We start from the raw sequence: 24,731 nt of genomic DNA, 5'->3' as shown, positions 1-24,731 counted from the left end.
AGATGGACCTGAGGATCAGTGCACATACTTCAGAAAAATGCTCATGGAACTGGCGGTGTAATCTGCATTCTCAATGGTGGTGGCGCGGCTTCGGTTGCGGAAATTGGCGCCTAGCGATATGCGTTGTTGAAGCTGATATTCAAGACTCGCAATGCCTTCCTTCACACGTTCCGTTCTGGGTGCCGTACTGAAACCATCGGTTCCATCAAATTGAAGATTCTGGGGACGGTAGGCCAGCTTGAAATGTACTTTGTCAGTGACTTCCATGTTCATGCCTAAAAACAGTTGGCGTGCCAATGCGTCAGAGTTTGTTGCATCGGACACACCCACAATCTGTTTGCCCCAGGTCAGGTTGAAATTGGTTTTCACCGTGGGCCGGTAGAATACTTCCAGCCGATAATTGGTACCCGAGAAGTCACGACGAGGGATTTCTTCATGGTCGCGTTGAACCGAAGAAAGTGACAGCGAGAATGCCGTTATTTCAGACCAGTTCCACTGACCGAGAAGCTCTGTTTCATTCTGGTGAAAGTCATTGGATACACTTTGACCCGGTGCCACAATTTGGCGAATTGGAAAATAGCCGTCTGCTTGCTTGAACAGTAGAGAAATGGTGCTGCCGCTTCCTGGGTGATAGGCAATACCAATGTGGCCCAGTTCATCATCACGATTCAGGCCTGCGAGTACAGCATCGTCGCTGTTTTCGGTTCCAACGAATCGGGTATTGGTTTTGGAGAGCTGACTCACCACTGAATAGTTTGCGTGGAATTTCCATGCAAGGGATGCATTGGCGTAGCCTTGTTCCCTTTGCACTGCAGTCACCAATCCTGTTTGAATCGGCGCTTGATCCGATGACATTCCACCTTCGATAGACGCTGTCAGTGTTTCGCCTATTTCAGAATCCCAGCGCAGGCGGTGGGCGTTTCCATCGGCATTGCGTTCTGTAAATCGGTCATATCGGGTGTCGCTGAACGACAGTGCGCCGCTGAACTTTTGCCTGCTGAGCTGAAAATTGATGTGAGTCCCAATTTCAATCCGCTCAATTTGATCAGATTCAGGGTCGGCTCCAGGCCCTTCTTCAGAACGATTCAGCAGATTGGAATCGTAGGTGTGTGTGAGGGTTGCATAGGGTGCAATGCCCTGGCTGGGCTCAAGCGGAGCAGCCTGTGCGGAAAGGTGCGCGCCAGACATCAGAACGCTCAGCAATGAGCACATCCGTCTGGGCGAAAGCCACGGCTTTGGCGTGGAAGCCACACGGTGATGTTCTGAAACTCGCACAAGCAACCTAGTTTTGTTGGTAATTTTTCTTAACGCTTAACAATACGCGCAAGGTAACACCACGCGGCTTGATACCTCCGGTCTGGGTAGGGGTGGGTAATCACTTGTGGTGATATGTGACAGTGTGTCTGCGCCTGAAGCAAATCACTTTCATATCGTGGCGTGCATCGGTCAATCGGGGAGGGGGAAACAGGAGTGCACTGGTGTAAAGTCAATCGCAACTTTAACCGGGTGTGGAGTATTTGTTGTCTATGGATCAAGACTGGTCATCAGATTTGGCACGTGCTGGCGGCAGCTGGAAAGCTCTGCTTCGAGAGCAATCGCTGTGGGCCATCTGGGTTTACAGATTGGGTCGGCGAATCGATCAGCGACCCGATGGATGGAGAAAGAGATTCATGCTTCAGTGGTATTGGTTGTTGTATCGCTTTGTTGAAACCGTGACAGGAATCAGTCTGCCCAAGGCTGCGGCTATTGGGGCGGGTTTAAGAATTTGGCATTTCGGTGGCATTTTCATTCACCCGGCGGTGGTGATGGGGCGTAACTGCACTTTGCGTCAAGGTGTGACGCTTGGCGACAAAGGCGATGGTGGTGCTGCACCTGTGGTTGGCGACAATGTGGATTTTGGTTCATGTGCACATGTAATAGGCCCGGTCCACATTGGTTCAAATGTCAAAGTGGGTGCATTGACCATTGTGTTGTCCAATGTGCCGGAGGGCGCCTCGGTGGTAGGAAACCCGGGGCGCGTTGTGCGTCAAAGTCCGGTTCACTGACGGTTTGATGTTGCTCGCCTGCCAGTCTTTCGATATTCAGACCAAAACAGGCCTGGTAGCGCCAAGCCATCCTGAACGTAGCGTTTGGTCAGTCTTTTGGGTTCTGAAAGCAGTCGGAAAAGCCATTCAAGACCGGTTTTTCTCATCCAGACCGGGGCCCGGGCTTTTTCCCCAGCCATGAAATCAATGGTGGCCCCCGCACAAATGGCTACATTCACACCAGTGTGTTCAAGGTGTTTGTCAGCCCACAATTCCTGTTTGGGTGCGCCCAAACCAATGATCAACAGACCTGCTTTGCTGTCCCGAATATTCTGACAAATCTTTCTGCATTCAACGGGGTTTTTTTCAAATCCGAAAGGTGGGCTGTACACACCGCAAACATGGACAGACGGGTGTTGGTCCATGATTCTATCTGCCGCGCGCCGGGCAACACCTTCAGCTGCGCCCAGCAAATACACATTGAGTTTTTCATCACTGCGTGTGGCTTGATGGGTAGCAAATATCGCTGGCACCAGGTCGCTGCCGGTGACCACTTCCGGCAGGCCGACATTGAACCATCGGGAAGCCCAATAAATTGGTTTGCCGTCCACCAGGCACAGGCTGGACGAGTTCAAAATCCGGCGAAACGCCGGATTGCCTTTTTGTAACATCGTCAGGTTGACATTGGGTGTGACAACCATTTTTGGACTGGGTACTTCTTCGGCCACCCAGTCCAGAATGGTCTTCACTGCCTGAGCCTGCGTTACAGCAGAGAATTCAATATCAAACAGTGTTTTTCGCATGGCGCTTGTAAATGATTGAGTCAGCTGCAGAAGGCGCAGGTGTAATAAAAGGCTTGGGTACGGAAGTTTTGCGTTTTCTCAACCATTCTTTGCCCATTTCGATGAAGAACTTTTCGAAGTATTTCGTGGAAAAGTACGCCAGGCCAAACAGCACCAGGAACAGCAGGGGACGCTTCATGTACATGGTCATTTTGTCGCCCGATGCAAGCCATGTGGTAAGCAAAAATGGGTGAATGATGTAAAGCGCGTAAGCGTGTTTTGAAAGCCACTGCCAGCATGAAGCAGACATCAGTTTGCTAAGGCCGGCCTGTTGGTTGTAGATCAGTGCACCGATCAACACGGCGGCGATGTAGGGGCGCAGTACGAACAAGACCGGATGGGGAGGCGCCATGCTTGCCGCAGCCAGGGCAATCATGATGAAGATAGGGTTGATGCTCGACAATATTTTCTTCAGTTGGCGCGCGATATTGTTGTCGGAATGCCAGAGCAAACCTACGCTGAGACCGATCAACAATTCATCCAGACGGAAGAGTGTGGTGGTGTTGAACAGGGCCTGTTCCTGAAAACGGTACAGGGTCAGCAACACGCCCACCATGACCAGCAGGTAAAGCCCCGAGCGGCGCAGCAGGAAAAAGCACAAGCCCGCCAGAATGTAGAAATGAACCTCAACGCACACGCTCCAGAGATGCTCTGTCTCGCGCAGGTAAAGTTCAGGCAAGTTATTCACGAACACCAGGAAATGTGAACTGACTGCCTTGAATTCGAGCTCCGGCAGGCGCCAGGCAAAGCTGAGAATTAACAGCAGCCAGAGCAGGGGGAAAATACGAACCGCGCGATTGACTGCAAAATCGGCCAGCGATTTTTCAGTCATCAACTTGTGTGCAATTAAAAAGCCGGACAGTGCAAAAAATATGGCCATGCCAAATTGCCCGACGGCAATATTCAAATCAAAAAAAGTTTTTGGCCCCAGTGGTAACAGGTGACAGGCCAAAACACACGCAATACTCAATGCTCTTGCACCGTCCAGGGAATTCCACTGGAAGTTGGTAGCGGGCTTGCTCATCGACATAAAATCTCCCCAAAAATTGAACAAAATCTCGATGAGTGTTAAGCCCCCACAGAGTGCGCCCAGCCTAACAGTGCAGGAGGAAGAGTGAGAAATTGCGCGTTGGAATTAGCTTGATGTAGCTAACCCATGCGCAGGCGAAAGCCTTGTAGCGGCGCGTATTCAGGGGATTGGGTCAATGATGGGAAATGCGGAATCTGTTGCAGAGCTGGATTAAAAATTTGCTGATCGGGGCTGAGAATACAAAAGGAATTTTCAATCGCTGGATGATAACCACAGCAAGCAAGGGGGCGAGAACTCCGGCCATGCAACCTGCTATCAAATGCAGGGTGAACGAGTCAATGTGAAGGAGCTTACTCAGCACAACACGAGTGCCGCTTCCTGCCAGGATATGCATGAGATAAATGGCCATCGAGGAGGCTCCGATGAACGCTAGAAATTTTAGATTTTTTTGGGCCAGATAGGCGCCCAGAGAAACCACGAAAAGGATGGATACACAAGTCAGTGCCAGCAATGCCGGATTTCTGTCACTTGACCGAAATTCGAATACTGTGTGGAACAGCCATTGAGCGATTGCGAAGGCCGCTGTGATTAACACCAGTGACGTCAGCGAAGAAAATTTTGCAATTCGGAAGTGGGTATTGAAAACAATACCCAGGCAAAAAAACACCAGGTGGCCCACAATGAAATTGGGAATGATGTAATGCGTGAGCGGAGGCGGAAACAGATACAGCACAACCGATACACCGAATATCAGCAGGTGTCGGCGGGTTGAGAAAGCCCAATACGTAAGGGATGCAAATGCAAATACAAAGAACAGCGCATACAAAAACCAGAATTGCGCGCGTGGCTGCCACCACAGGGCAAGTACTTCGCTGACTGTGACTGATCCGTTTGCATGTTGCGACAGAAATACTTCAATGCCACCCTGAATCAATGACCAGACGACATAGGGATAAAGGATGGTGTCCACCTTGCTGAGTACCAGTTTCCCGGTCCCTTTTTTGTCCAGCGTCTGAATGAAGAAAAGACCTGACAGGAAGAAAAAAAGTGGCATGTGAAAGCTGTAGATCACCTGATCCATCAGCTGGTAATACGGTGTGGGTGCCTCAATGTTTGAGCTGACCAATCCCCTGGCAACATGCCCGTACACCACCAGAATAATGCCAATGGCTTTTGCGTTGTCGATCCATGGGGTTCGATCGTTGATCATTTACCCGGACGCCATGCGTTGTTCCCATTTCCAGGCATGGTCCAACATGATGTCCAGGTCTGAAAATCGGGGTTGCCAGCCCAGTTGTTGTGTGGCCAGTGTGGCGTCAGCAACGAGACGGGCCGGGTCACCGAAGCGTCGAAGTGCGTCTACCACCTTGATGTCACGGCCCGTAACCCGCAGAGCGGAATCGATCACTTCATGAACTGAAAAACCCTGGCCGTTGCCCAAATTGTATCGCTGGCTGCCTGCACCGTTCATCAGGCTCAATAACGCAAGCCAGTGCGCAGAGCACAAGTCAGAAATGTGGATGTAATCGCGAATGCAGGTGCCGTCTGGTGTGTCGTAGTCTCGTCCGAAAAGTGAAATCGATGGCCTGCGCCCCGACGCGGCTTGCAAGATCAGCGGAATGAGGTGCGTTTCCGGGTCGTGTCTTTCGCCGAGTTGTCCCTCGGGGTCAGCCCCTGCAGCGTTGAAGTAGCGCAGGCAAACCGAACGCAGGCCATACGCGTGTTCGTAGTCATCAAGAATACGCTCCACGAACAGTTTGCTTCTGCCGTACGGGTTGATTGGCAACTGTGGATGTTGTTCGTCGATGGGGCTGTATTGGGGCTCCCCGAAAGTGGCCGCTGTGGATGAAAAAATGAATTTGTCGACCCCCGAAAGCCTCATGGTGTCGAGCAGGTTCAGCGTGTTGGTCACATTGTTCTCGTAATACATGGCCGGCTTTTGAACTGACTCGCCCACTTGGATAAACGAGGCAAAGTGCATGACTGCATCGAACTGAGTTGTGGCAAATAGCCTTTGCAGCATTGGCTTGTCTGCGATGTCACCCAGCACGAAATCACCGTGAAGAACTGCATCACGGTGACCACTCACCAGATTGTCCAGCGTCGTGACCCGACAGCCTGTTTTTGCGAGGTGCTTCACCATGTGTGAACCGATGTAGCCTGCGCCTCCAACTACCAAGACGTGTAGATTTGTCATTGTTGCCCGTTAATCCGTTTGTTCACCTGAGTGCGCTTGAATGCCTTTCATGCGTTACTGCTTTTCAATCTGTCACCGAAAAATTTTGACACTCAATCTGAGGTTCTGCCATGAACAACGTTCTATATCCATTGACCTACTTGGGTCTGGGGCCGTACATGATTGCATTGGCACGTGCGCTGCAATCCCGTTACAACTTTTGTCCCACTTATCTGGCTGTTACACCTTCAGAGGCTGCGTTTGCGATGAACAACGCAAGCGGGGATTCACTGGTGCTTGCGCTGCCCGACGATACAGACTCAGGCACCGATGCCCTTCTCAGCCAGGCAGAGTATGAATCTGTCTACGGCTTCATGAAAGCCAAATATGGAGGTAGTCACAAGGAGTGGCGCGACAGGGTGAACACTGTTTTCCGCTGTGTGGAAAGGGCTGTGGTCGATCGAAAAATTACCTTGTTTATTGTGTGGAATGGCAGCGACTGCGTGGGAAAGGTTTGTCAGATATTGGCCCACAAGCACGGGTTGAAAATCCTGTATCTGGAAAATGGTTACTTTCCGAATACCTTGCAAATCGACCCTTGCGGAGTGAATGCCGAAGCAAGCATTTGTGAGCTTTCCCGCGCCGAGTGGGAGCGTGAACCTGTTCCAGTTGTGGTGTCAGGGCAGCCAACTCATCCTTCTCATATTGTGCCCTTGAGCTTGTTCCAGCGAGCTGTCTTGAAATGCAAATCGAAACTGGATCGCAGGTTTTTTTCCCGCTACCCCGAGTTGCGTGATCAGCAAAAAGCAAAACGGGTACACACCAACCTGACGCTTTCCACTTCGCACAGCGTCTTGAAAAACAAAAAAGAATTTGCATTGATTGTGTTGCAAGTGCATGACGACACGCAACTCTTGCTGAATTCCCCATTGTTTAAAAATCCTCGCGATTTTCTGCTGCACTGTTACAGCAGCATTCGAGAGGTGTACGGACCGAATTATCCAATCGTGGTTAAGTTACACCCGGTTGATATGGATCGGATCTGTTACGCCGATTTGGCGTCCAGCATGCGTGGGGTCAGCTGGATTGGTGCAGAGCCCGTGCAGCCGCTCTTGCTGGGGTGTGGTTTTGTGATGGTGATCAATTCTTCCGTGGGATTGCAGTCGATTGCCTTGCACAAGCCAACATTGGTGTTTGGCGACAGTTTTTATTCACGCAGTGAGGTGTGCACTGTGGTGCGGTCGGTGCATGACACCCGTGTTGCGTTGCTCGCATTGAAAGGGTCGGGTTATCAGAAAGACCCGCGTCAAATCGACCGATTTGTCCATTATCTGAGTCAGAGCTATTTTGTTCCGGGTTCATGGAGTCTCAAGCCTGATTCGGATTTGACACCCGTCATCAACAGAATTCAATGGTTACTCAATAAGGCCTGAACAAGGATTGAATTTCCCTAAAAACCCTCTGCTCAGCAGAGGGTTTTTTCATTCAACTATTCCAAGCCAGTAAAGCGCCCCGATGTGATTACACCCACTAGGGGTTTTCTTTTACAGAACGGATCCCCCGTTTGTCCCTTTACTCACGAAACCACAACACTCGAGGAAATTCTAAAAAATATCCGCACTGATGAAGTTCCATCAAGGCAGGAACGAGGACACAAATTTCGTCACACCTTTTTCAGGTGTGGGTTCTTTCGTCCTACTTTCGGTGTGCTGCGATATGAAACGCAATAATTTTGATACTGTCCAGGTTTCCGCCGCCAATGTGGTTCCTTATTTAAGGTCCACCCTCAAGCGGATATTCGACATTCTATTTTCACTGCTGGTCTTGTGCCTGCTTTCGCCCTTTCTGTTGATGGCCGTTTTGCTGGTGGGTCTGGACGGTGGCCCCGTGTTTTATTATCAGCGGCGAGTGGGCCTTCACGGTGAAACATTCAAGTGCTGGAAGTTCAGAACCATGGTGGTCAACGCTGAAATGGTTTTGAAACACCTGATTGAGTCGGATGAAAAAATCGCAAAGGAATGGAATACCACCCAGAAGTTGCAGGTGGATCCGCGTATTACCTGGATTGGCAAATGGCTGCGCCGTTGCAGTATTGACGAGTTGCCCCAGTTCATCAATGTGCTGAACGGCAGCATGAGTGTTGTTGGTCCTCGCCCCTTTGCCCGTGAACAGATGGGTTTGTATAACAACGCTGCCTTGGCCAAATACCTGTCTGTCAAGCCGGGTCTGACTGGTTCATGGCAGGTTTATGCAAGGCATGACACCACATTCGCTTGCCGCGCAAAATACGATGAATTGTATGTGGATCAGGCTTCTTTTGCCATGGATCTGGCTTTGGTGGCAAAAACACCTTTGGCCATGTTGCGTGGTCAATAAGTCGATTCCTGGCTTTCGGGCGGTCAGCCTGCCCGAATGTCGCTTGGGCTTTTGCCAAACCAGCGTTTGCAGGCCCTGCTGAAAGCTGAAGCATCGGAAAAGCCCAGGTCAAGCGCAATAGCGGTTAAAGAGTCTTGGGTTTGCTTCAATCGCCGTTGTGCTTCACTTTGCCGGATGTCATCCACAATTGTGGCCAGGCTGGTGTTTTCTTCGGCCAGCTTGCGCTGCAGATTCCTGGTGCTCATGTTCATGTGCAGGGCCGCCTGATCAATTCCGGGTGCGCCGTTCTCCAGTTGCCCGACGACCCACGCCCGCAGTTTTCGGCTGATGCTGTGTACGGGCTTCAGCCGTTCAATGGCGGCCTGGCTGGCTTGGTCCAGGTGTTCAGCAATCAAGGGGTTTGCCCCCTTGAGCTTTTTGCGCACGGTTTCAATGTCGTAAACAATACGCATGGTGGCGCAGTCGAACAGCAAGGGTGCTGCAAAACTTTTCTCGAACAAGTTCAGATTTTCGGCCTTGGGGGCTGGGCGGCTCAACTCAACCCGCAGTGGCACCAGGCTGGCGTCGCCCAAGCCTTTGCCTGCATTGGCCAAAAGGCACAGAAACCCATCTGTGGACTGATGGGCTGGTTGCGCACCATCTTTGACTTTCAGTTCCACGATAAAGCTGGAATCGCTGCTTATCAAATCAATTTCACTGGCATCGGTGACCAGGTCTGCAAACCTGCGCATGCGGCCAAAAGCCTGCTCAAGGGTTTCGCTGGCCATGACACTTAAGCCCACTGCATGAAATGTGGCGGGTGTGATGTGGCGAATGGCCTTGATTCCAAGCGCCTCATCACCCGTGGCCACAACAGCCTTTTGCCAGAGTCGGGTGGTTTGGGCAACCGGGTAGCGGGCTTCCGGCGAGTCCAGGAGGCTGAAATCCAGTCCGGCTTCTTCAAACAGGGCCGCGGCATTGCAGCCTTGCTGTTCCAGCTCGCGTGCCAGCCCACGCATCCAGCTGGCCAGTGCGGTTGGGTTGTTTGCTGTTGAATTGGACGCTTTGTTGTTCATTGATTGCTTATATTGGCGCCGAAAGTCATGGGCTTGTCGTCTCTGAACAAGCTTTACAAGTTAACCCCAAGCATACTTCAATCACCAAAAGCCAAAACTAGAAAGAGGCAACAGTATGTCAAGTTTGAGTGAAAAGCTGATGAGCCAGCCGGCCAAAGCCGAAGGTGGTTCAAGAATCAAGCAAAACAGCATCAATGTGCAAGACCAAAAACGCATTGCTGCCATTAAAACCGCGGTGCTCGCCGAGGGCGATCGCATTCGGGCCAAGTACCCTATCCTGCAGCATCAAGACGCGATTGGCATGGCGATTTTGCTGTTTTCCATGGCAGGTGCTGCGCTAACTGGCTGGGCCTACCTCGAAGGCATGTTGGCCTGGTATGTCACGATTCCCGTGATTGCGATTTTCCTGAGCTTTACCCATGAACTGGAACATGACCTGATCCACTACATGTATTTCCGTAAAAACAAGTTGATGCACAACCTGATGATGGCGCTGGTGTGGGTTGCACGTCCCAGTACCGTAAACCCCTGGTTGCGCCGTCACCTGCATTTGCACCACCACAAGCATTCCGGCACCGAAACAGACTTGGAAGAGCGTGCGATTACCAATGGCGAACGTTTTACCCCCTTGCGTTTGTTGATGATGCTGGACCTGGAATTGAGTGTTGCTCTGCGCATTTTCCAGATTCCTGCAAAATATCGCTTGAAGGCTATCATGCGCGGAGCGGCGGGTAACTTCCCGCTGGCATCCGCCTTCTGGATCAGCTTCCACGCATATGTGGCGTACTCGGCGATTGAAGCAGCTGCCTGGGCGGTGGGCTACAGCGTGCCTTGGCCAGCCTTTGTCAATGCGGAATCAGTGGCCATTGCCAACACGGTTGCAGTGTTGATCTTCGCACCCAATTTGCTTCGTTCGTTCTCAATTAATTTCATTAGCTCGAACATGCATTACTTTGGCGACATTGAAGACGGCAACTTTGTGCAGCAATGCCAGGTGTTGAACAGCAAGTGGTTCATCATTCCCCACCTGTTCTGCTTCAACTTCGGCTCAACCCATGGCATCCACCATTTCGTTGTGCGTGATCCGTTTTACATTCGCCAGATGACAGCCAAGAAGGCCCATGAAGTGATGCGAGCCAATGGTGTGCGGTTCAATGACTTGGGTACGTTCAAGCGGGCCAACCGTTGGACTATGAAGGAACAGGCCAGCAAGGAGCATGGATACCAGGCCGCCTGAGAGCCTGTTGATCCGAAAACCCGTCCTTTGCTAGAGGGGGCGGGCAGTGGTGGGGTCGCAGAGCGGTCGTAGAACATCCGACGCGCTTTTGTCGACATGAAGGGTGCTTTTCCATTGGGAAAGCACTCTTTTTTTGTCTTTAAAATTCAGGGTGTTGGAGTTATGTAGCTTCGCATCTTATAATAGGGGGTTTTGTATCTGAATTTGCAGGTGTAGCGGAAATGCCAATTTATGCATATCGCTGTGAAGCGTGTGGTTTCGAGAAGGATGTGTTGCAAAAGCTGAGTGATGCGCCATTGACGCAGTGCCCCAGTTGCGGGCAGGCCAGTTTTGCGAAGCAGGTGACGGCAGCCGGATTCCAGTTGAAGGGGTCGGGCTGGTACGTCACTGATTTTCGGGGTGGGGCCAGTGGTGGTGGGGCAACTGCCGCCGCCCCAGCAGCCGAAGCGCCTAAAGCAAGCCCCTCCACATCGGGCACGAAAGATGCCAATTAAGCTAACGCCTCCGGTTTTGAATTCGGCAATGGTCAAGAAGTACCTGTTTACAGGTCTTTTGATCTGGGTACCTCTGGGCATTACGCTTTGGGTGCTGTCCCTGTTTGTGGGGCTGATGGATCAAAGCCTGATGTTGCTGCCTGACGCATTGCATCCTCGGGTGCTGTTTGGTGTTCATATTCCAGGTTTGGGTATCATTCTGACCGGGGCTGTTTTGCTAGTCACCGGCATGGTGGCTGCCAATTATTTCGGAGCCTGGGTTTTTAGAACAGGCGATTGGGTTTTGTCCCGAATCCCTTTATTCAATATTGTTTACAACAGTGTTAAGCAGGTTTCGGACACTTTGTTGAGTTCATCCGGCAAGGCGTTTAGCCAGTCTGTGCTGGTGCCTTACCCCCATGCAGGTGTTTGGGCTTTGGGTTTTGTCACGGGTACGCCACCCCAGGTTTTGCAAGACAATCTGGGTGATCAGGGTGCCTTGGTTTCTGTGTATGTGCCCACATCACCCAGCCCGGCTTCCGGGTATGTGATCATGGTGCCGGAAAATTTGCTGCGCCCGTCTGGCCTGACTGTGGACGAGGCGCTGAAGTATATTGTGTCTTTGGGGGTGGTTGCACCGCCTGAAGATGTGTTGAATCAACCTAATTAAACAAGACTACTATTCATGAAAATGCGTACTGACTATTGTGGCAACGTGTCACAGGCTTATTTGGGCCAAACCATTGCACTGTGTGGCTGGGTGCAGCGTCGCCGTGACCATGGAGGGGTCATTTTCATCGACCTGCGCGACCGTGAAGGCCTGGTGCAGGTGGTTTGTGACCCTGATCTGGCTGAGGTGTTTGCGACGGCCGAAACACTGCGTAATGAATTCTGTGTGCGTGTCGAAGGCCTGGTCCGTGCGCGTCCCCAAGGCACAGAAAACAGCAATTTGAAAAGCGGTGCCGTGGAGCTGTTGTGCAAGGGTCTTGAGGTGCTGAACGCATCGGTTACGCCGCCGTTCCAGTTGGATGATGAAAACCTGTCTGAAACCACGCGCTTGACCCATCGTGTACTCGATCTGCGCCGCCCGCAAATGCAGAAAAACCTGATGTTGCGTTACAAGGTGGCCATGGCCATCCGCAACCATTTGGATGCACAGGGTTTTGTTGACATTGAAACACCCATGTTGACCAAGAGCACACCTGAAGGCGCGCGCGATTACCTGGTGCCATCCCGTGTGCATTCCGGCGAGTTTTTCGCTTTGCCCCAGTCGCCCCAGTTGTTCAAGCAGATGCTGATGGTGGCTGGTTACGACCGCTATTACCAAATTACCAAGTGCTTCCGCGATGAAGACTTGCGTGCAGATCGTCAGCCTGAATTCACACAGGTCGACATTGAAACGTCGTTTTTGGGTGAGCAGGAAATTCGTGACCTTTTCGAGGACATGATCCGCAAGGTATTCAAGCAGACCATGGATGTGGAATTGCAGAACCCCTTCCCCGTGATGGCTTACGGCGAAGCGATGGCCCGTTTTGGTTCCGACAAGCCCGACTTGCGCGTGAAAATGGAGTTCACCGAGCTGACTGACATCATGAAAGATGTTGATTTCAAGGTGTTCTCAGGTCCGGCCAATTCAGACAATGGTCGCGTTGTGGCCTTGCGTGTGCCTGGCGGCGCAGAAATTCCACGTTCGGAGATCGACAACTACACCAAGTTTGTGGGCATCTACGGTGCCAAGGGCCTGGCCTGGATCAAGGTCAATGAGCTGGCCAAGGGCCGCGACGGTTTGCAGTCGCCCATCGTGAAAAACATTCACGATGCAGCCTTGGCTGAATTGCTCAAGCGCAGTGGTGCGGCCGATGGCGACATTCTGTTCTTCGGTGCAGACAAGGCCAAGGTAGTTAACGATGCCATGGGTGCTTTGCGCCTGAAGATTGGACACAGCGAGTTTGGCCAGAAAGCCGGATTGGTGCAGGGTCGTTGGGAGCCATTGTGGGTAATCGACTTCCCGATGTTTGAGCTGGACGAGGAAGCCGGCCGTTGGGCTGCATGCCATCACCCCTTCACCAGCCCCAAAGACGGGCATGAGGATTACCTGACCACGGACCCTGGCAAGTGTTTGGCCAAGGCTTATGACATGGTGTTGAATGGCTGGGAGCTGGGCGGTGGTTCCGTGCGTATCCACAAGGAAAAGGTACAAAGCAAGGTGTTCCGTGCGTTGAATATTTCCGAAGAAGAAGCCGCCGCCAAATTCGGCTTCCTGCTGGATGCCCTTCAGTACGGTGCGCCACCTCACGGTGGCCTGGCTTTTGGCCTGGATCGAATCGTCACCATGATGAGTGGTGCAGAAAGTATTCGCGACGTGATTGCCTTCCCGAAAACCCAGCGTGCGCAATGTTTGTTGACTCAAGCCCCGAGCCCTGTCGATGAAAAGCAGTTGCGCGAGCTGCACATTCGCCTGCGTCAAGCTGAACCCAAGAACGTTGCTTAAAGCAGGCTGACTTGAGCGGTAACAAAATCCCCGTGTCGGTGTTGGTTGTCATGGTCAACCCGGGCGGGGAGTTTTTATTGATAGAGCGGGCCGACAAGCCAGGGTATTGGCAATCGGTAACGGGTAGCCTGGATTTTCCAGGTGAATCGCCCTTGTTGGCTGCAGTCAGGGAATTGCAGGAGGAGACCGGGTTCAAAGCCACTCCGATGCCTGTGCCGACCGTGCGTGATGCGCATCCAACAGAATTGCTGGAGCCTGGGCTGTTGCGGCCCTGGCCGCACAGTTTGCAATACGAGATTTTCGAGCATTGGCGTCACCGTTACCCGGCGGGTGTGACTCAAAACACGGAACACTGGTTCATGGTGTGCATGCCAGATGGTTTTTCACCTCAACTGGCAAGCAATGAGCATGTAGGGTTCGCTTGGCTGTGTGCCAGGCAAGCCGCTGAACGGTGCTTTTCGCCAAACAATGCCCAAGCCATTCTCGAGTTGGCTGACCGGTTATCGACCTGACTGCCATGAAAATACAAAGGGGCCCCATGGGGCCCCTTTTTTCATATACGGTATGTAAATTGTGCAAGCGGTGATATGAAACTGCGTAACAATATTTCAATATTTACAAACTTAGTCTAAGGGCTAACCCTAATAGGTGACAATACCCAACGGGTGTGACGCCTTTGAGTTTATATAGTCAAATTACCGACAAATTCTTTAAGGTTGGCAATTGATGCGACTTCGAATCGCGACGTACAACATCCACAAAGGCGTCATGGGCCTGCGCAAGCCGGCCTTGACTATTCATGCCTTGCGCGAACAGATCCATGCCATGAATGCGGACCTGGTTTTTTTGCAGGAGGTACAGGGGCGGCACGACAAACATGCGGGCAAGTTCGAGCAGTGGCCTGAAGTGGGGCAGCACGAATTTCTTGCCCAGGCGCCTTCGGCAATTGATGACTTGCTGGGCCACGCCAGCCAGCAGTATTTCACAGCTTATGGCATGAATGCGGTGTATTCACATGGTCACCATGGCAACGCTTTGTTGTCCCGCTATGAAATTGAATGGATGCTTAACCAGGATGTGTCGGATCACCGCCTGGAGCAGCGTGGCTTGCTGCATTGCTGCGTAAAAACACCTGCTGGCCCCATGCATGCCATGGTTGCGCATTTCGGTTTGCTGTATCGCAGTCGGGTTCGACAGGCCAACAAACTGATTGAGCATGTGGGCAGCCATGTTCCCCCCAACATGCCATTGGTAGTCGCGGGTGATTTCAATGACTGGCAACGTCGTTTGGGGCCTGTGTTGCAGCAAGGTTTGAATGCCAAAGAAGTCATGCCCTTGGACAAGAACAATCGCTTGGCGCGCGTAGGCAGCTTTCCCAGTCGCTTCCCGGTATTGGGTCTGGATCGCGTGTTCGCGCGAGGCTTCAAGGTGCATGAGGCTGCTGTTCTGCATGGCCCTGCCTGGGCCAAGTTGTCTGACCATGCGCCCTTTGTGGTTGACCTGGAATTCACATGGCCCTGAATTTGTTGCCTGCCCCAGCGCCTGAGCGGGACGGCAATGTGGTGGAGTTGTTGATCGGCGGGGCACAGCTGTTCCCCAAGGCGCTGAAGGCCATTGAAGGTGCGCAAAGTGAAGTGCGCATTGAAACCTATATTTTTGCGAACGACCCTGCTGGTGAGGCTTTTCATGCGGCGATGTGCAAGGCGGCTGAGCGTGGTGTAAAAGTATGTCTCGTGCTGGACGGATTTGGCGGGCAAGAGGGTGTGAAGGCCTGGGTACCCGGGCTGCTTGCACAGGGTGTCGAGGTGCGTGTATTCAGGCCGGAAGGCTTCCTGTTTCAGCCCAATCCCCGACGATTGCGCCGCATGCACCGCAAGATCATCGCAGTGGACAATCAAATTGCTTTTGTGGGTGGCATTAACCTGATTGATGACATGAACCACACCGGCGAACTGGGTGAGCTGCAACGGGCCACTGAGCGTGCCCAGAGAAAGAAGACAAGAAGCTGGGGTGCTTCTGGGGGCATGCGGGCTGAAGCCATGACAGTCAACAAGGATTTGCTGGATCAAGATTTGGGGCCTCGCTACGACTTTGCCGTGCAGTTGCAAGGGCCTGTTGTGCAAGACATTTGGCACAACATGGACTGGTTGTGGTTGCAGATCGGCCCTGGCGGGCAGGTCACCGACACCTTCAGGTCGAACTGGTGGAAAGAAAGGTCGCGCCAGTTGCAACACACCTTGATCAATCAGCGTGGCATGACAAAACCAAAACCGGTTGGCTCCGTGAAAGTGCAACTGGCTGTACGGGACAATTTTCGTTTGCAACGTCGCATTGAACGCGCCTATTTGCAGGCCATTGGCAAGGCCCAGCGTTCTGTGGTGTTGAGCAACGCCTATTTCTTGCCGGGCAACAAATTGCGCAAAGCCCTGTTGGCTGCGCGTGGGCGTGGGGTGCACGTGCAATTGCTGTTGCAGGGGCGGGTTGAATACCGGTTTCAGCATTACGCAACGCAAAGCCTGTATTCCAGTCTTCTGAAGGCTGGCGTTGATATCTATGAATACCTGCCGAGTTTTCTGCATGCCAAGGTGGCCGTGGTGGATGGGCAGTGGGCCACGGTTGGGTCATCCAACCTGGATCCGCTGAGTTGCCTGTTTGCCCGCGAAGCGAATGTGATTGTGTACAACCGCGAGTTTGCTCAACAGTTGCAAACGGAGTTGTTGCGTGCAATTGAAAAAGGTAGTCGACCCATACAGGCCGAAGCCCACGCACAGCGACCCTTGACTGAAAGGGTGTTCAGTTGGGTGTGCTATAAATTGATGTTGCTGGCTGTGTTTCTGGGTGGTTTTGGCAGCCGGTATTAGCGAAGTGAACAGGAAGGTTGTACCGCATGGATTTGGTAGTTAGTCGGCCGGAAGGTCTGTATTGCCCACCGGGTGATTTTTACATCGACCCGTGGCGAAAGGTGGACCGTGCCATTATTACGCATGCGCATGCAGACCATGCCCGGGTGGGCCACAACCACTACCTGTGTGCTGCACCCGGTGAGGGTGTGTTGAGAGCCAGGCTGGGGAAAATCGCACTCGATACGCTGCCCTATGGCGGCAGCACGGTCCACAACGGTGTGAAAATCTCCCTGCACCCGGCTGGGCATGTGCTGGGTTCCTGCCAGATCAGGCTTGAATACCAGGGCGAAGTGTGGGTGGCCAGCGGCGACTACAAGGTGGCCCCTGATCTGACCTGCGAAGCATTCGAACCTGTGACATGCCACACCTTTATCACCGAATCAACTTTTGGTTTGCCCATCTACCGCTGGCGCAGTGATGCGGAAATTTATGCCGAAATCAATGCCTGGTGGGCAGCCAATGCCGCGCAGGGTAAAGCCAGTGTGTTGTACGGTTATTCCTTCGGGAAGGCGCAGCGAATATTGGCCGGGGTGGATCCGTCCATAGGGCCCATTGTGTGCCACAGTGCCTGCGAGGGCCTGAACAAGGCTTACCGCGATGCAGGTGTTGCCTTGCCCCCCACGGTGATGGTGAGCGACGTGCAAGACAAATCAATCTACAAGAACTGCCTGGCCATTGCGCCACCAGCGGCACAAGGCGCCGCCTGGATGAAGCGCTTTGGCAATGCCTATTCGGATGCGTTCGCCTCGGGATGGATGCTGCTGCGGGGTGGGCGCAGGCGAAGCAACATGGACCGCGGTTTTGTGATGTCTGACCATGCAGATTGGCCTGGCTTGATGCGGGCCATTGGTGCTACAGGTGCAGAACAGGTGATTGTGACCCACGGCTACGTGCAGGTGATGGTGCGCTGGTTGCAGGAACAAGGTTTGAATGCCCGGTCGTTTGTCACTGAATACGGCGGTGACAGCGATGAAAAAGAAGACGTTGAAAAGGAAGGCGTTGAAAATACGCCGGGTCTGCTTGCTACCGCCACTGGCCCGGTTGATCACGCTGCGGGTCCCGCCGCATGAAGCAGTTTGCCGAACTGTTTGCCCAACTGGACGGGTCCACTTCGACCTTGCACAAGCTGCAGGTGTTGCGGGCCTATTTTGACAAAGCTCCTGCAGAAGATGCGGCTTGGGCAGTTTACTTTTTGTCAGGCGGAAAACCCAAGCGCACGGTACCCACCCGCACCTTGCGGGAGGTGGCTTTGCAGGTCAGCGGGCTGCCCGACTGGCTATTTGAAGAAAGCTACCAGGCGGTGGGTGATTTGGCCGAGACCATCGCCCACGTGTTGCCCGCAGCTCCCAATGCAGTCAATCACTCTCAGGGTTTGGCCTGGTGGATGCAGCACCGCATCCTGCCCCTGCGCGCGTTACCTGATGATGAACGCATTGAAGCAGTAAAAATCTGTTGGAGTGAGTTGACCGCGGCTGAGCGGTTTCTGTTTGTGAAACTTGTGGGCGGTGGTTTTCGCGTTGGGGTGTCGAAGTTGCTGGTCACGCGGGCACTGGCTCAACTTTCAGGGTTGGATGCCAAGGTGGTGGCCACCCGAATGATGGGTTTTGCCGATGCGAGCAACCAGCCTGGCGCTGAACAATTTCTGGCTTTGGTTGAGCCGGAAACAGCCAGTGCTGATGACATGCACACGGGCCGAACTGGTCAGCCTTTGCCCTTTTTTCTGGCGCATCCTTTGCAGGAAGAACCTGAAATTCTCGGCGATGTAGATGATTGGCTGGTGGAATGGAAATTTGATGGCATTCGCGGCCAAGTGGTGAAGGACAACGGGCAGGTCTGGGTGTGGTCGCGCGGCGAAGAATTGGTGAGCGAACAGTTTCCGGAATTGCAGGAAGCCTTTGCACATTGGCCGGACGGCAGCATTCTCGATGGTGAAATTCTGGTGTGGCAGGGTGAAGCCCCTGCTGGTTTCAACGCTTTGCAGGGTCGCTTGAACCGCAAGGTGGTCAGCAAGAAGTTGATGGCCGATGCGCCAGTGATATTTCTGGCCTACGACCTGTTGCGGTTGAGTGGGCAAAACCGGGTGCAAAGCCCGCAGTATGAGCGCAGGCAGCAGCTTGAAGCGTTCCATGCAGCCTACAGCGAACAAAGCCAGGCCAATGGCATGCCGCGTTTTTTGTTGTCTGAACTGGTGAATGCGGACAGTTGGAGCAGCCTCAAAGTGCTGAGGGAGGAAAGCCGTGTGCGGGGAGTGGAAGGTTTCATGCTGAAGCACCGCAATTCACACTATGGTGTGGGCCGCACCAAGGCCGACGGCCTGTGGTGGAAATGGAAAATTGACCCGATGACTGCCGATTGCGTGTTGGTGTATGCGCAACGTGGTCATGGCCGCCGCGCCAGCTTATACACCGATTACACCTTCGCCGTGTGGGACACGCCGCCTACTAACGCTGCGCAGGCGCAGGAAGTGGCGCAAGCCATCGCCAAGGGCGAGAAGGTTGAAGATACAGTAGCCCGTGGTTTGCCGCGTTTGGTGCCTTTCGCCAAGGCCTATTCCGGTTTGACAGATGAAGAATTCAAGGAAGTTGACCGGGTGATCCGAAAGCACACTGTGGACAAGTTTGGCCCGGTCCGCACCGTTGTGCCTGTACTGGTGTTCGAGTTGGGCTTCGAGGCGATTTCACGTTCAACCCGACACAAAAGCGGCGTGGCTGTGAGGTTTCCGCGTATGCTTCGCATTCGCCATGACAAACCCCTACATGAAGCCGACCACCTCGCGGTGCTCGAAGCTTTGTTGCCCCCGGAGAATGCAGTTTGAATCCCGAGAACAGTCGCCTGCTGGGCATTGATTTTTCCAGCAGCCCCAGCAAAAAAAAGCCGGTCGCCGTGGCCGTTGGTCAATGGCAAGGTGCTGTGTTGGCTGTGGATGAACTGATGTCGCTGACCACGCTGGCTGAATTTGAAACCTTGCTGAAAGAAGGTCCGCAGGCTTTTGGAAAGTTTGAACGGGCGGCAGGCCCACTGGAACAATTGGGCTTTGTGGCGGCCATTGACATGCCGTTTGGTTTGTCGCGCAAACTGGTGGAAGGCTTGAAATGGCCGGGTGCCGGGCGCACTGACTTCCAAGCTTGGTCAGACCTGATCAATTTTTACAGCAAGCTAAGCCGTGAGCAAATTCGCGCCACCTTCAAAGCGTGGTGTGATGCACGCCCTGTTGGGCACAAGTTTGCCCACCGTGATTGCGATGGCCCGGCAGGTTCTTCTCCTTCCATGAAATGGGTCAACCCGCCAGTGGCCTACATGTTGCACGCAGGGGCGCCCTTGTTGATGAAAGCCGGTGTACACATACCCGGCATGCAGCGGGGTGACAAAACCCGTGTTGCACTGGAGGCCTATCCAGGTTACCTGGCACGCAAGGTGTTGAACCGTGCCAGCTATAAAAGTGATGATCCAAAAAAGGACACGGCCGACCGGCGCATGGCGCGTTCCGAACTGTTGTGCGCTCTGGAAGAGGGCATGTTGTTCGGGATCAAGGTGCAGGTGCGCCCATACCTGCGCGCCAAACTGCTGGACGATGTGAAGGCAGACCACCTGGATGCCGTGCTGTGCTGTTTGGTTGCGGCCTGGGCTGCCAAGCGGGCCGATTCCCATTACGGTTTGCCCAAGTTGATTGATCCGGTTGAAGGCTGGATTGCCGGAGTGCCCCCGTTATAATGTCAGCACTTATTCTTCCAAGGCCTGCAGTGAGAAATCCGGAAATTGTTTCAACCGACCAGCTGTTTGAGTACGCTCAGATTATTGATGTGCGTTCGCCCGCCGAGTTCGAGGAAGACCACGTGCCCGGTGCCATCAATTGCCCTGTGCTCAGCAATGAAGAGCGCATCAGGGTGGGTACCTTGTACAAGCAGGTGTCACCTTTTGATGCCAAGAAAGTGGGTGCTGCACTGGTGGCGAAGAATATTGCCCGCCACCTGGAGGAACAGTTTTGTCAGCATGAAAAAAGCTGGCGCCCGCTGATTTATTGCTGGCGCGGCGGCAGCCGATCGGGCGCGATGACCCACATTTTGAGGCAGGTGGGTTGGCAGGCCAGTCAACTGCACGGCGGTTACAAGGTGTACCGCGGTTTGGTGTTGAACGAGCTGGCCGAGTTGCCGAAAGCGTTCCGGTATCGGGTGATCTGCGGTGCAACCGGCAGTGCAAAAAGTCGCTTGCTTGAACAGATCGCAGCCCAGGGTGGGCAAGTTCTGGACCTGGAGGGTTTGGCCTGTCACAAAGGTTCAGTGTTGGGTGTGTTGCCCAATCAGCCACAGCCTGCGCAAAAAATGTTTGAAAGCCGGGTTTGGAATGCCCTGCGCCAGTTTGATGTGGCCAAACCCGTTTTTATCGAAGCAGAAAGCAAGAAGATCGGGAAGCTGCGTTTGCCTGAGGCTTTGTTCGATGCCATGGCAGCCAGTGGCGAGGTAATTCAGATCCACGCCCCTGTTGAGGCACGGGTCGATTTTCTGCTTCGCGATTATGATTATTTTCTGAAAGACCCAGTCAGCCTGCAAACCCAGCTTGATTACCTGTTTCGCCTGCATGGCCATGCGGTAATCAACCGCTGGAAGGAATGGGCAGAGAAGGGGGAATGGAACACCTTGGTCACAGAGCTTTTGGTGATGCATTACGACCCCAGTTATACCCGGTCAACTCCGCACAATTTGAGTGGTTTTGCGCAGGCCCGTACGCTGGATCTAAGCCAGTTGAGCACTGCCGAGTTAAGCCTGGCGGCGACAGAATTGTTGTCGGACTGAACCGGATCATGTCGGATTTTCGGGGACTTCCACCCGGTCCCAATGTGGGAACCCAACTGAAAGCACTGCGCCGCAAACAAAAAAAGGCGGCCGCGACGGCTGCCAACGTTGCCACGGATGTTGCCACCGCTGAGCAAGCAGGCACAGAGAATGTTGGTCCTGTTGTTGCCCCTTTCCCGGTAACCTCCACAGACCTATCACCCCTTTCAGCCTTGACTATCGAAAGAATCCAAGACTGGTTTGCAGCACAAGACTGGTCGCCATTCCACTATCAGCAGGAAGTGTGGAATGCCATGCAAGGTGGCCGAAGTGGTTTGTTGCATGCCACCACGGGTGCTGGAAAAACCCTCGCTGTGTGGCTGGGCGCCTTGCTGGCAGTTGCGCGCTTGCCCAAGCAACGCGGAGCCGCCACACGCGTGATGTGGATTACACCCATGCGAGCCCTGGCTGCTGACAGCGCCAAGGCCTTGCAAAAATCAGTTGCAGCACTGGCCGGCGACTGCGAGGTGGCACTTCAAACCGGCGACACCGATTCCGCAACGCGGGCTGCCATATTGCGCAAACCTCCATTTGCTTTGGTGACTACCCCCGAAAGCCTGACCCTGATGTTCACGCGCGCCAGCAGCCAGCCAAACTTGAGCAAGTTGCAAGTACTGGTGGTGGATGAATGGCATGAGCTGATCGGCAACAAACGAGGCGTGCAATTGCAGTTGGCCATTGCCCGGCTTGCCCAAATGAATCCTGGTTTGCAGGTGTGGGGCTTGAGTGCCACTTTGGGCAATTTGCCCTTGGCGATGGATGTGCTGCTGCACCCGGTGACAGCGAAGAAGAAGCCAGTACTGGTTCAAGGCAAACTACCCAAGCAATTGATGATCGACAGCTTGATCCCCGATACGTTTGAGCGTTTTCCCTGGGGCGGTCACCTGGGTTTGACCCAACTTGAATTTGTGGCCCGAGAAATCGACCAGTCGGCCTCCACGCTGGTGTTTACCAACACGCGGTCACAGGCGGAAATCTGGTATCAAGCCCTGTTGGAAGCACGCCCGGAATATGCGGGGCTGTTGGCCTTGCACCATGGTTCACTGGACAAGTCAGTTCGTGACTGGGTCGAGTCTGGTTTGAAAACCGGCCTGCTGAAAGCGGTGGTGTGTACCTCGTCGCTTGATTTGGGAGTTGATTTTCTGCCGGTTGAAAGGGTGATTCAAATCGGTTCGCCCAAGGGTGTGGCGCGTTTGCTTCAACGTGCAGGGCGTTCTGGCCACGCACCTGGAAGGCCTTCACGAATTACCGTGGTGCCCACCAATGCACTGGAATTACTGGAGGCTGCCGCCGCACGCCACGCAGCCGAGCGTCGGCAAATTGAATCGCGTTTCAGCCCGGATTGCCCTTTGGATGTGCTGGTTCAGCACCTGGTCACCGTGGCGATGGGTACGGGTTTCAAACCCGATGATTTGTATGTTGAAGTTCGCGCCACCTATGCCTACAGGAATCTGACACGGGCGCAGTTTGACTGGGCGGTGGCCTTCGTGGAGAAGGGCGGTGAAAGTCTTGCAGCCTATCCCGACTACCAGCGTGTGGCCATGGACGATGCCGGTGTGTACCGCGTGCCGCGTCGCGACATTGCACGTCGGCACGCCATGTCGGTGGGCACCATCGTGTCGGATTCAGCCATGCACGTGGCCTGGATGACTGGTGGCCGCCTGGGTACGATTGAAGAAGGTTTTATTGCCCGGCTGAAGGCGGGCGATTGCTTCAGTTTTGCAGGCCGGGTACTTGAGTTGGTAAAAGTGCGCGACATGACCGCGTATGTGCGAAAAGCCAACCGCAAAAAAGCCACGGTGCCCCAATGGCAGGGTGGAAAAATGCCCTTGAGTAGTGAATTGGCACACGCTTCGCTGCACATGCTTGAGGTGGCGCATCAAGCCCTATACAAAGGCAAAAAGCCGGCATTGCCTGAGCTGCATGCACTTGAGGGTTTGCTGGGTTTGCAAATGCGCTGGAGCGCCCTGCCCAGCACCACGAATTTGCTGATCGAGGAACTGCACAGCAAGGAAGGTCACCACCTGTTTGTGTACCCTTTCGAAGGGCGGACGGTCCACATTGGGCTTGCCAGCCTGCTGGCCTGGCGGGCTTCGCGCCACAAGCCGGGGACCTTTTCAATCGCCATGAACGATTATGGTTTTGAGTTGCTAAGCGCCGAACCTGTGAACTGGGCTGAGTGGATTCCCGCCCGCCTTGCAGATTCCCACCTTTTTTCCACAGACAACCTGTTTCAGGACGTGCTGGACTGCCTGAATGCGTCCGAGTTGGCTCAGCGGCGTTTTCGGGAAATCGCACGCATCTCGGGGCTCGTGTTTCAAGGATATCCGGGTGCCGGGAAAAGCACCAAGCAGCTGCAGGCCTCCAGTGGTTTGTTTTTTGAGGTGTTCAAAAAGCATGATCAACACAACCTGCTGCTGGGGCAGGCCCAGCGCGAAGCGCTGGAACAGGAACTGGAATTGAAACGCATGGAACAGGCGCTGCTGTCCATCCAAACCAAAACCCTCGTGTTCAAGCAAATTGAAAGGCCGACACCCTTTGCTTTTCCCTTGTTGATCGAGCGGCTGCGCGAGGTGGTCAGCACAGAAAAATTGAGTGACCGGGTCGCCCGCATGGTTGCTGAGCTGGAAAAGGCGGCGCAAGCGTGATTTTGCTGTCCGAAAAGTCGCCTACCCATGTCATTCAAACAGCCGGTGGCTCTCTTGCCTTGTCTAGTCGAAAACTGATTTTTGACCCGGGTCACCGCGCACTTTTCGTGGCCGATATTCATCTAGGTAAGGCCGCCACTTTTCGCAGTCTGGGTGTGCCCGTTCCTGCAGGTACCACACAGGAAAACCTGGATCGTTTGTCTGCTGCCATTGCCGAGTTTCAGCCGGCATCGCTTTATTTTCTAGGCGATTTGCTGCATGCCAAAGCGGCCCACAATTCAGATCTGCTCGGCAAGTTGCTGAACTGGCGGATGCAGCATGCTGGCGTTGAAATGACATTGATTCGTGGCAATCACGACAGCAAGGCAGGTGACCCGCCTGCTGATATGAACATTCAGGTGGTTGAAGAACCGTTCATGCTGGGTGGTTTCGCCTTGTGCCATCACCCCCAAGCGGTGCCCGGTGCACTTGCCTTGGCGGGCCACGAGCACCCTGTGGTGGTGCTCAATGGCAAAGGCAGAAGCCGTGCGCGTTTGCCTTGCTTCTACCTCAAATCAGATCAGCTGATTCTGCCTTCATTTGGCGAATTCACCGGTGGGTTCGCGGTGGTGCCCCAAGCCGGTGAGCTCGTGTTTCCAGTGGTGTGA

At 53.7% G+C, this 24,731-nt stretch carries 22 protein-coding genes; 16 read left to right on the top strand and 6 right to left on the bottom strand.

What is annotated here, in order from left to right:
- Positions 1-15 precede the first annotated feature (15 nt).
- Positions 16-1,203 carry an outer membrane beta-barrel protein gene (locus RGQ30_RS13890; RefSeq protein ID WP_298217012.1) on the bottom strand — a complete coding sequence of 396 codons (1,188 nt, stop codon included), beginning with the start codon at positions 1,201-1,203 and terminating at the stop codon, positions 16-18.
- A gap of 323 nt (positions 1,204-1,526) precedes the next feature.
- On the opposite strand from RGQ30_RS13890, the gene RGQ30_RS13885 reads away from it, so the two are divergent.
- A complete protein-coding gene (locus tag RGQ30_RS13885) occupies positions 1,527-2,045 on the top strand; it encodes a serine O-acetyltransferase (protein WP_130558034.1) in 519 nt (172 codons plus the stop codon).
- On the opposite strand, the gene RGQ30_RS13880 is transcribed toward RGQ30_RS13885, so the two are convergent.
- From RGQ30_RS13880 to galE, 4 genes are all read right to left on the bottom strand, one after another.
- Positions 2,039-2,827, bottom strand: coding sequence for a WecB/TagA/CpsF family glycosyltransferase (locus tag RGQ30_RS13880; protein WP_130557654.1), 789 nt, complete (start codon positions 2,825-2,827; stop codon positions 2,039-2,041). The two genes, RGQ30_RS13885 and RGQ30_RS13880, sit on opposite strands and share 7 nt — an antisense overlap.
- Positions 2,808-3,890, bottom strand: a complete 1,083-nt coding sequence (locus tag RGQ30_RS13875) for an acyltransferase family protein (protein ID WP_338284518.1) — start codon at positions 3,888-3,890, stop codon at positions 2,808-2,810. The genes RGQ30_RS13880 and RGQ30_RS13875 overlap by 20 nt, the downstream gene beginning before the upstream one ends.
- Before the next feature lie 178 nt (positions 3,891-4,068).
- A complete protein-coding gene (locus RGQ30_RS13870; RefSeq protein ID WP_298217008.1) occupies positions 4,069-5,106 on the bottom strand; it encodes an acyltransferase family protein in 1,038 nt (345 codons plus the stop codon).
- A complete protein-coding gene (galE, locus tag RGQ30_RS13865) occupies positions 5,107-6,093 on the bottom strand; it encodes a UDP-glucose 4-epimerase GalE (RefSeq protein WP_130557656.1) in 987 nt (328 codons plus the stop codon).
- Between the two features lie 110 nt (positions 6,094-6,203).
- Between galE and RGQ30_RS13860 the strand changes: the two genes are divergently transcribed.
- Together RGQ30_RS13860 and RGQ30_RS13855 are read left to right on the top strand one after the other, a co-directional pair.
- Positions 6,204-7,505: a capsular polysaccharide export protein, LipB/KpsS family gene (locus RGQ30_RS13860; RefSeq protein WP_130557657.1), complete on the top strand. Its 1,302-nt coding sequence runs from the start codon at positions 6,204-6,206 to the stop codon at positions 7,503-7,505.
- Between the two features lie 283 nt (positions 7,506-7,788).
- Entirely contained in the window at positions 7,789-8,448 is a 660-nt protein-coding gene (locus RGQ30_RS13855; protein WP_298217005.1) for a sugar transferase, read from the top strand.
- A 23-nt stretch (positions 8,449-8,471) separates the two neighbouring features.
- On the opposite strand, the gene RGQ30_RS13850 is transcribed toward RGQ30_RS13855, so the two are convergent.
- Entirely contained in the window at positions 8,472-9,503 is a 1,032-nt protein-coding gene (locus RGQ30_RS13850) for an AraC family transcriptional regulator (protein WP_130557659.1), read from the bottom strand.
- A 115-nt stretch (positions 9,504-9,618) separates the two neighbouring features.
- On the opposite strand from RGQ30_RS13850, the gene RGQ30_RS13845 reads away from it, so the two are divergent.
- From RGQ30_RS13845 to pdeM, 13 genes are all read left to right on the top strand, one after another.
- Entirely contained in the window at positions 9,619-10,740 is a 1,122-nt protein-coding gene (locus tag RGQ30_RS13845) for a fatty acid desaturase (RefSeq protein WP_130557660.1), read from the top strand.
- Between the two features lie 221 nt (positions 10,741-10,961).
- The gene (locus RGQ30_RS13840) at positions 10,962-11,234 is read left to right on the top strand and encodes an FmdB family zinc ribbon protein (protein WP_130557661.1); all 273 of its coding nucleotides are present in this window, start codon (positions 10,962-10,964) and stop codon (positions 11,232-11,234) included.
- Positions 11,224-11,883 carry a DUF502 domain-containing protein gene (locus RGQ30_RS13835; protein ID WP_338284516.1) on the top strand — a complete coding sequence of 220 codons (660 nt, stop codon included), beginning with the start codon at positions 11,224-11,226 and terminating at the stop codon, positions 11,881-11,883. Before RGQ30_RS13840 ends, RGQ30_RS13835 begins: the two co-directional genes overlap by 11 nt.
- Positions 11,884-11,898: 15 nt before the next feature.
- On the top strand, positions 11,899-13,704 hold the full coding sequence (aspS, locus tag RGQ30_RS13830) for an aspartate--tRNA ligase (protein ID WP_130557663.1): 1,806 nt from the start codon (positions 11,899-11,901) through the stop codon (positions 13,702-13,704).
- 11 nt (positions 13,705-13,715) lie between these two features.
- On the top strand, positions 13,716-14,216 hold the full coding sequence (gene nudB / locus RGQ30_RS13825) for a dihydroneopterin triphosphate diphosphatase (RefSeq protein ID WP_338284515.1): 501 nt from the start codon (positions 13,716-13,718) through the stop codon (positions 14,214-14,216).
- A 214-nt stretch (positions 14,217-14,430) separates the two neighbouring features.
- Entirely contained in the window at positions 14,431-15,225 is a 795-nt protein-coding gene (locus RGQ30_RS13820) for an endonuclease/exonuclease/phosphatase family protein (RefSeq protein ID WP_338284514.1), read from the top strand.
- Positions 15,216-16,565 carry a phospholipase D-like domain-containing protein gene (locus RGQ30_RS13815; protein WP_130557665.1) on the top strand — a complete coding sequence of 450 codons (1,350 nt, stop codon included), beginning with the start codon at positions 15,216-15,218 and terminating at the stop codon, positions 16,563-16,565. The genes RGQ30_RS13820 and RGQ30_RS13815 overlap by 10 nt, the downstream gene beginning before the upstream one ends.
- A 26-nt stretch (positions 16,566-16,591) precedes the next feature.
- Positions 16,592-17,677 carry a ligase-associated DNA damage response exonuclease gene (locus tag RGQ30_RS13810; RefSeq protein ID WP_130557666.1) on the top strand — a complete coding sequence of 362 codons (1,086 nt, stop codon included), beginning with the start codon at positions 16,592-16,594 and terminating at the stop codon, positions 17,675-17,677.
- Positions 17,674-19,422 carry an ATP-dependent DNA ligase gene (locus tag RGQ30_RS13805; protein WP_130557667.1) on the top strand — a complete coding sequence of 583 codons (1,749 nt, stop codon included), beginning with the start codon at positions 17,674-17,676 and terminating at the stop codon, positions 19,420-19,422. The genes RGQ30_RS13810 and RGQ30_RS13805 overlap by 4 nt, the downstream gene beginning before the upstream one ends.
- Entirely contained in the window at positions 19,419-20,318 is a 900-nt protein-coding gene (locus RGQ30_RS13800; RefSeq protein ID WP_130557668.1) for a DUF429 domain-containing protein, read from the top strand. The genes RGQ30_RS13805 and RGQ30_RS13800 overlap by 4 nt, the downstream gene beginning before the upstream one ends.
- On the top strand, positions 20,318-21,397 hold the full coding sequence (mnmH, locus tag RGQ30_RS13795; protein WP_130557669.1) for a tRNA 2-selenouridine(34) synthase MnmH: 1,080 nt from the start codon (positions 20,318-20,320) through the stop codon (positions 21,395-21,397). Before RGQ30_RS13800 ends, mnmH begins: the two co-directional genes overlap by 1 nt.
- Before the next feature lie 8 nt (positions 21,398-21,405).
- Positions 21,406-24,084 (top strand): ligase-associated DNA damage response DEXH box helicase, encoded by a 2,679-nt coding sequence (locus RGQ30_RS13790; RefSeq protein ID WP_130557670.1) that lies wholly within the window; start codon positions 21,406-21,408, stop codon positions 24,082-24,084.
- On the top strand, positions 24,081-24,731 hold the full coding sequence (gene pdeM / locus RGQ30_RS13785; protein ID WP_130557671.1) for a ligase-associated DNA damage response endonuclease PdeM: 651 nt from the start codon (positions 24,081-24,083) through the stop codon (positions 24,729-24,731). Before RGQ30_RS13790 ends, pdeM begins: the two co-directional genes overlap by 4 nt.

The organism is Limnobacter thiooxidans (assembly GCF_036323495.1).
GTDB classification, from domain to species: domain Bacteria; phylum Pseudomonadota; class Gammaproteobacteria; order Burkholderiales; family Burkholderiaceae_B; genus Limnobacter; species Limnobacter thiooxidans.
This window is presented reverse-complemented; position numbering and strand designations above follow the sequence as displayed.

What these genes read in the sequence shown, in the direction of transcription:
- RGQ30_RS13885 (WP_130558034.1), top strand. Translation starts at nt 1,527, where the DNA reads ATGGATCAAGACTGGTCATCAGATTTGGCACGTGCTGGCGGCAGCTGG.
- RGQ30_RS13880 (WP_130557654.1), bottom strand. Translation starts at nt 2,827, where the DNA reads ATGCGAAAAACACTGTTTGATATTGAATTCTCTGCTGTAACGCAGGCT.
- RGQ30_RS13875 (WP_338284518.1), bottom strand. Translation starts at nt 3,890, where the DNA reads ATGAGCAAGCCCGCTACCAACTTCCAGTGGAATTCCCTGGACGGTGCA.
- RGQ30_RS13870 (WP_298217008.1), bottom strand. Translation starts at nt 5,106, where the DNA reads ATGATCAACGATCGAACCCCATGGATCGACAACGCAAAAGCCATTGGC.
- galE (WP_130557656.1), bottom strand. Translation starts at nt 6,093, where the DNA reads ATGACAAATCTACACGTCTTGGTAGTTGGAGGCGCAGGCTACATCGGT.
- RGQ30_RS13860 (WP_130557657.1), top strand. Translation starts at nt 6,204, where the DNA reads ATGAACAACGTTCTATATCCATTGACCTACTTGGGTCTGGGGCCGTAC.
- RGQ30_RS13855 (WP_298217005.1), top strand. Translation starts at nt 7,789, where the DNA reads ATGAAACGCAATAATTTTGATACTGTCCAGGTTTCCGCCGCCAATGTG.
- RGQ30_RS13850 (WP_130557659.1), bottom strand. Translation starts at nt 9,503, where the DNA reads ATGAACAACAAAGCGTCCAATTCAACAGCAAACAACCCAACCGCACTG.
- RGQ30_RS13845 (WP_130557660.1), top strand. Translation starts at nt 9,619, where the DNA reads ATGTCAAGTTTGAGTGAAAAGCTGATGAGCCAGCCGGCCAAAGCCGAA.
- RGQ30_RS13840 (WP_130557661.1), top strand. Translation starts at nt 10,962, where the DNA reads ATGCCAATTTATGCATATCGCTGTGAAGCGTGTGGTTTCGAGAAGGAT.
- RGQ30_RS13835 (WP_338284516.1), top strand. Translation starts at nt 11,224, where the DNA reads ATGCCAATTAAGCTAACGCCTCCGGTTTTGAATTCGGCAATGGTCAAG.
- aspS (WP_130557663.1), top strand. Translation starts at nt 11,899, where the DNA reads ATGAAAATGCGTACTGACTATTGTGGCAACGTGTCACAGGCTTATTTG.
- RGQ30_RS13820 (WP_338284514.1), top strand. Translation starts at nt 14,431, where the DNA reads ATGCGACTTCGAATCGCGACGTACAACATCCACAAAGGCGTCATGGGC.
- RGQ30_RS13815 (WP_130557665.1), top strand. Translation starts at nt 15,216, where the DNA reads ATGGCCCTGAATTTGTTGCCTGCCCCAGCGCCTGAGCGGGACGGCAAT.
- RGQ30_RS13810 (WP_130557666.1), top strand. Translation starts at nt 16,592, where the DNA reads ATGGATTTGGTAGTTAGTCGGCCGGAAGGTCTGTATTGCCCACCGGGT.
- RGQ30_RS13805 (WP_130557667.1), top strand. Translation starts at nt 17,674, where the DNA reads ATGAAGCAGTTTGCCGAACTGTTTGCCCAACTGGACGGGTCCACTTCG.
- mnmH (WP_130557669.1), top strand. Translation starts at nt 20,318, where the DNA reads ATGTCAGCACTTATTCTTCCAAGGCCTGCAGTGAGAAATCCGGAAATT.
- RGQ30_RS13790 (WP_130557670.1), top strand. Translation starts at nt 21,406, where the DNA reads ATGTCGGATTTTCGGGGACTTCCACCCGGTCCCAATGTGGGAACCCAA.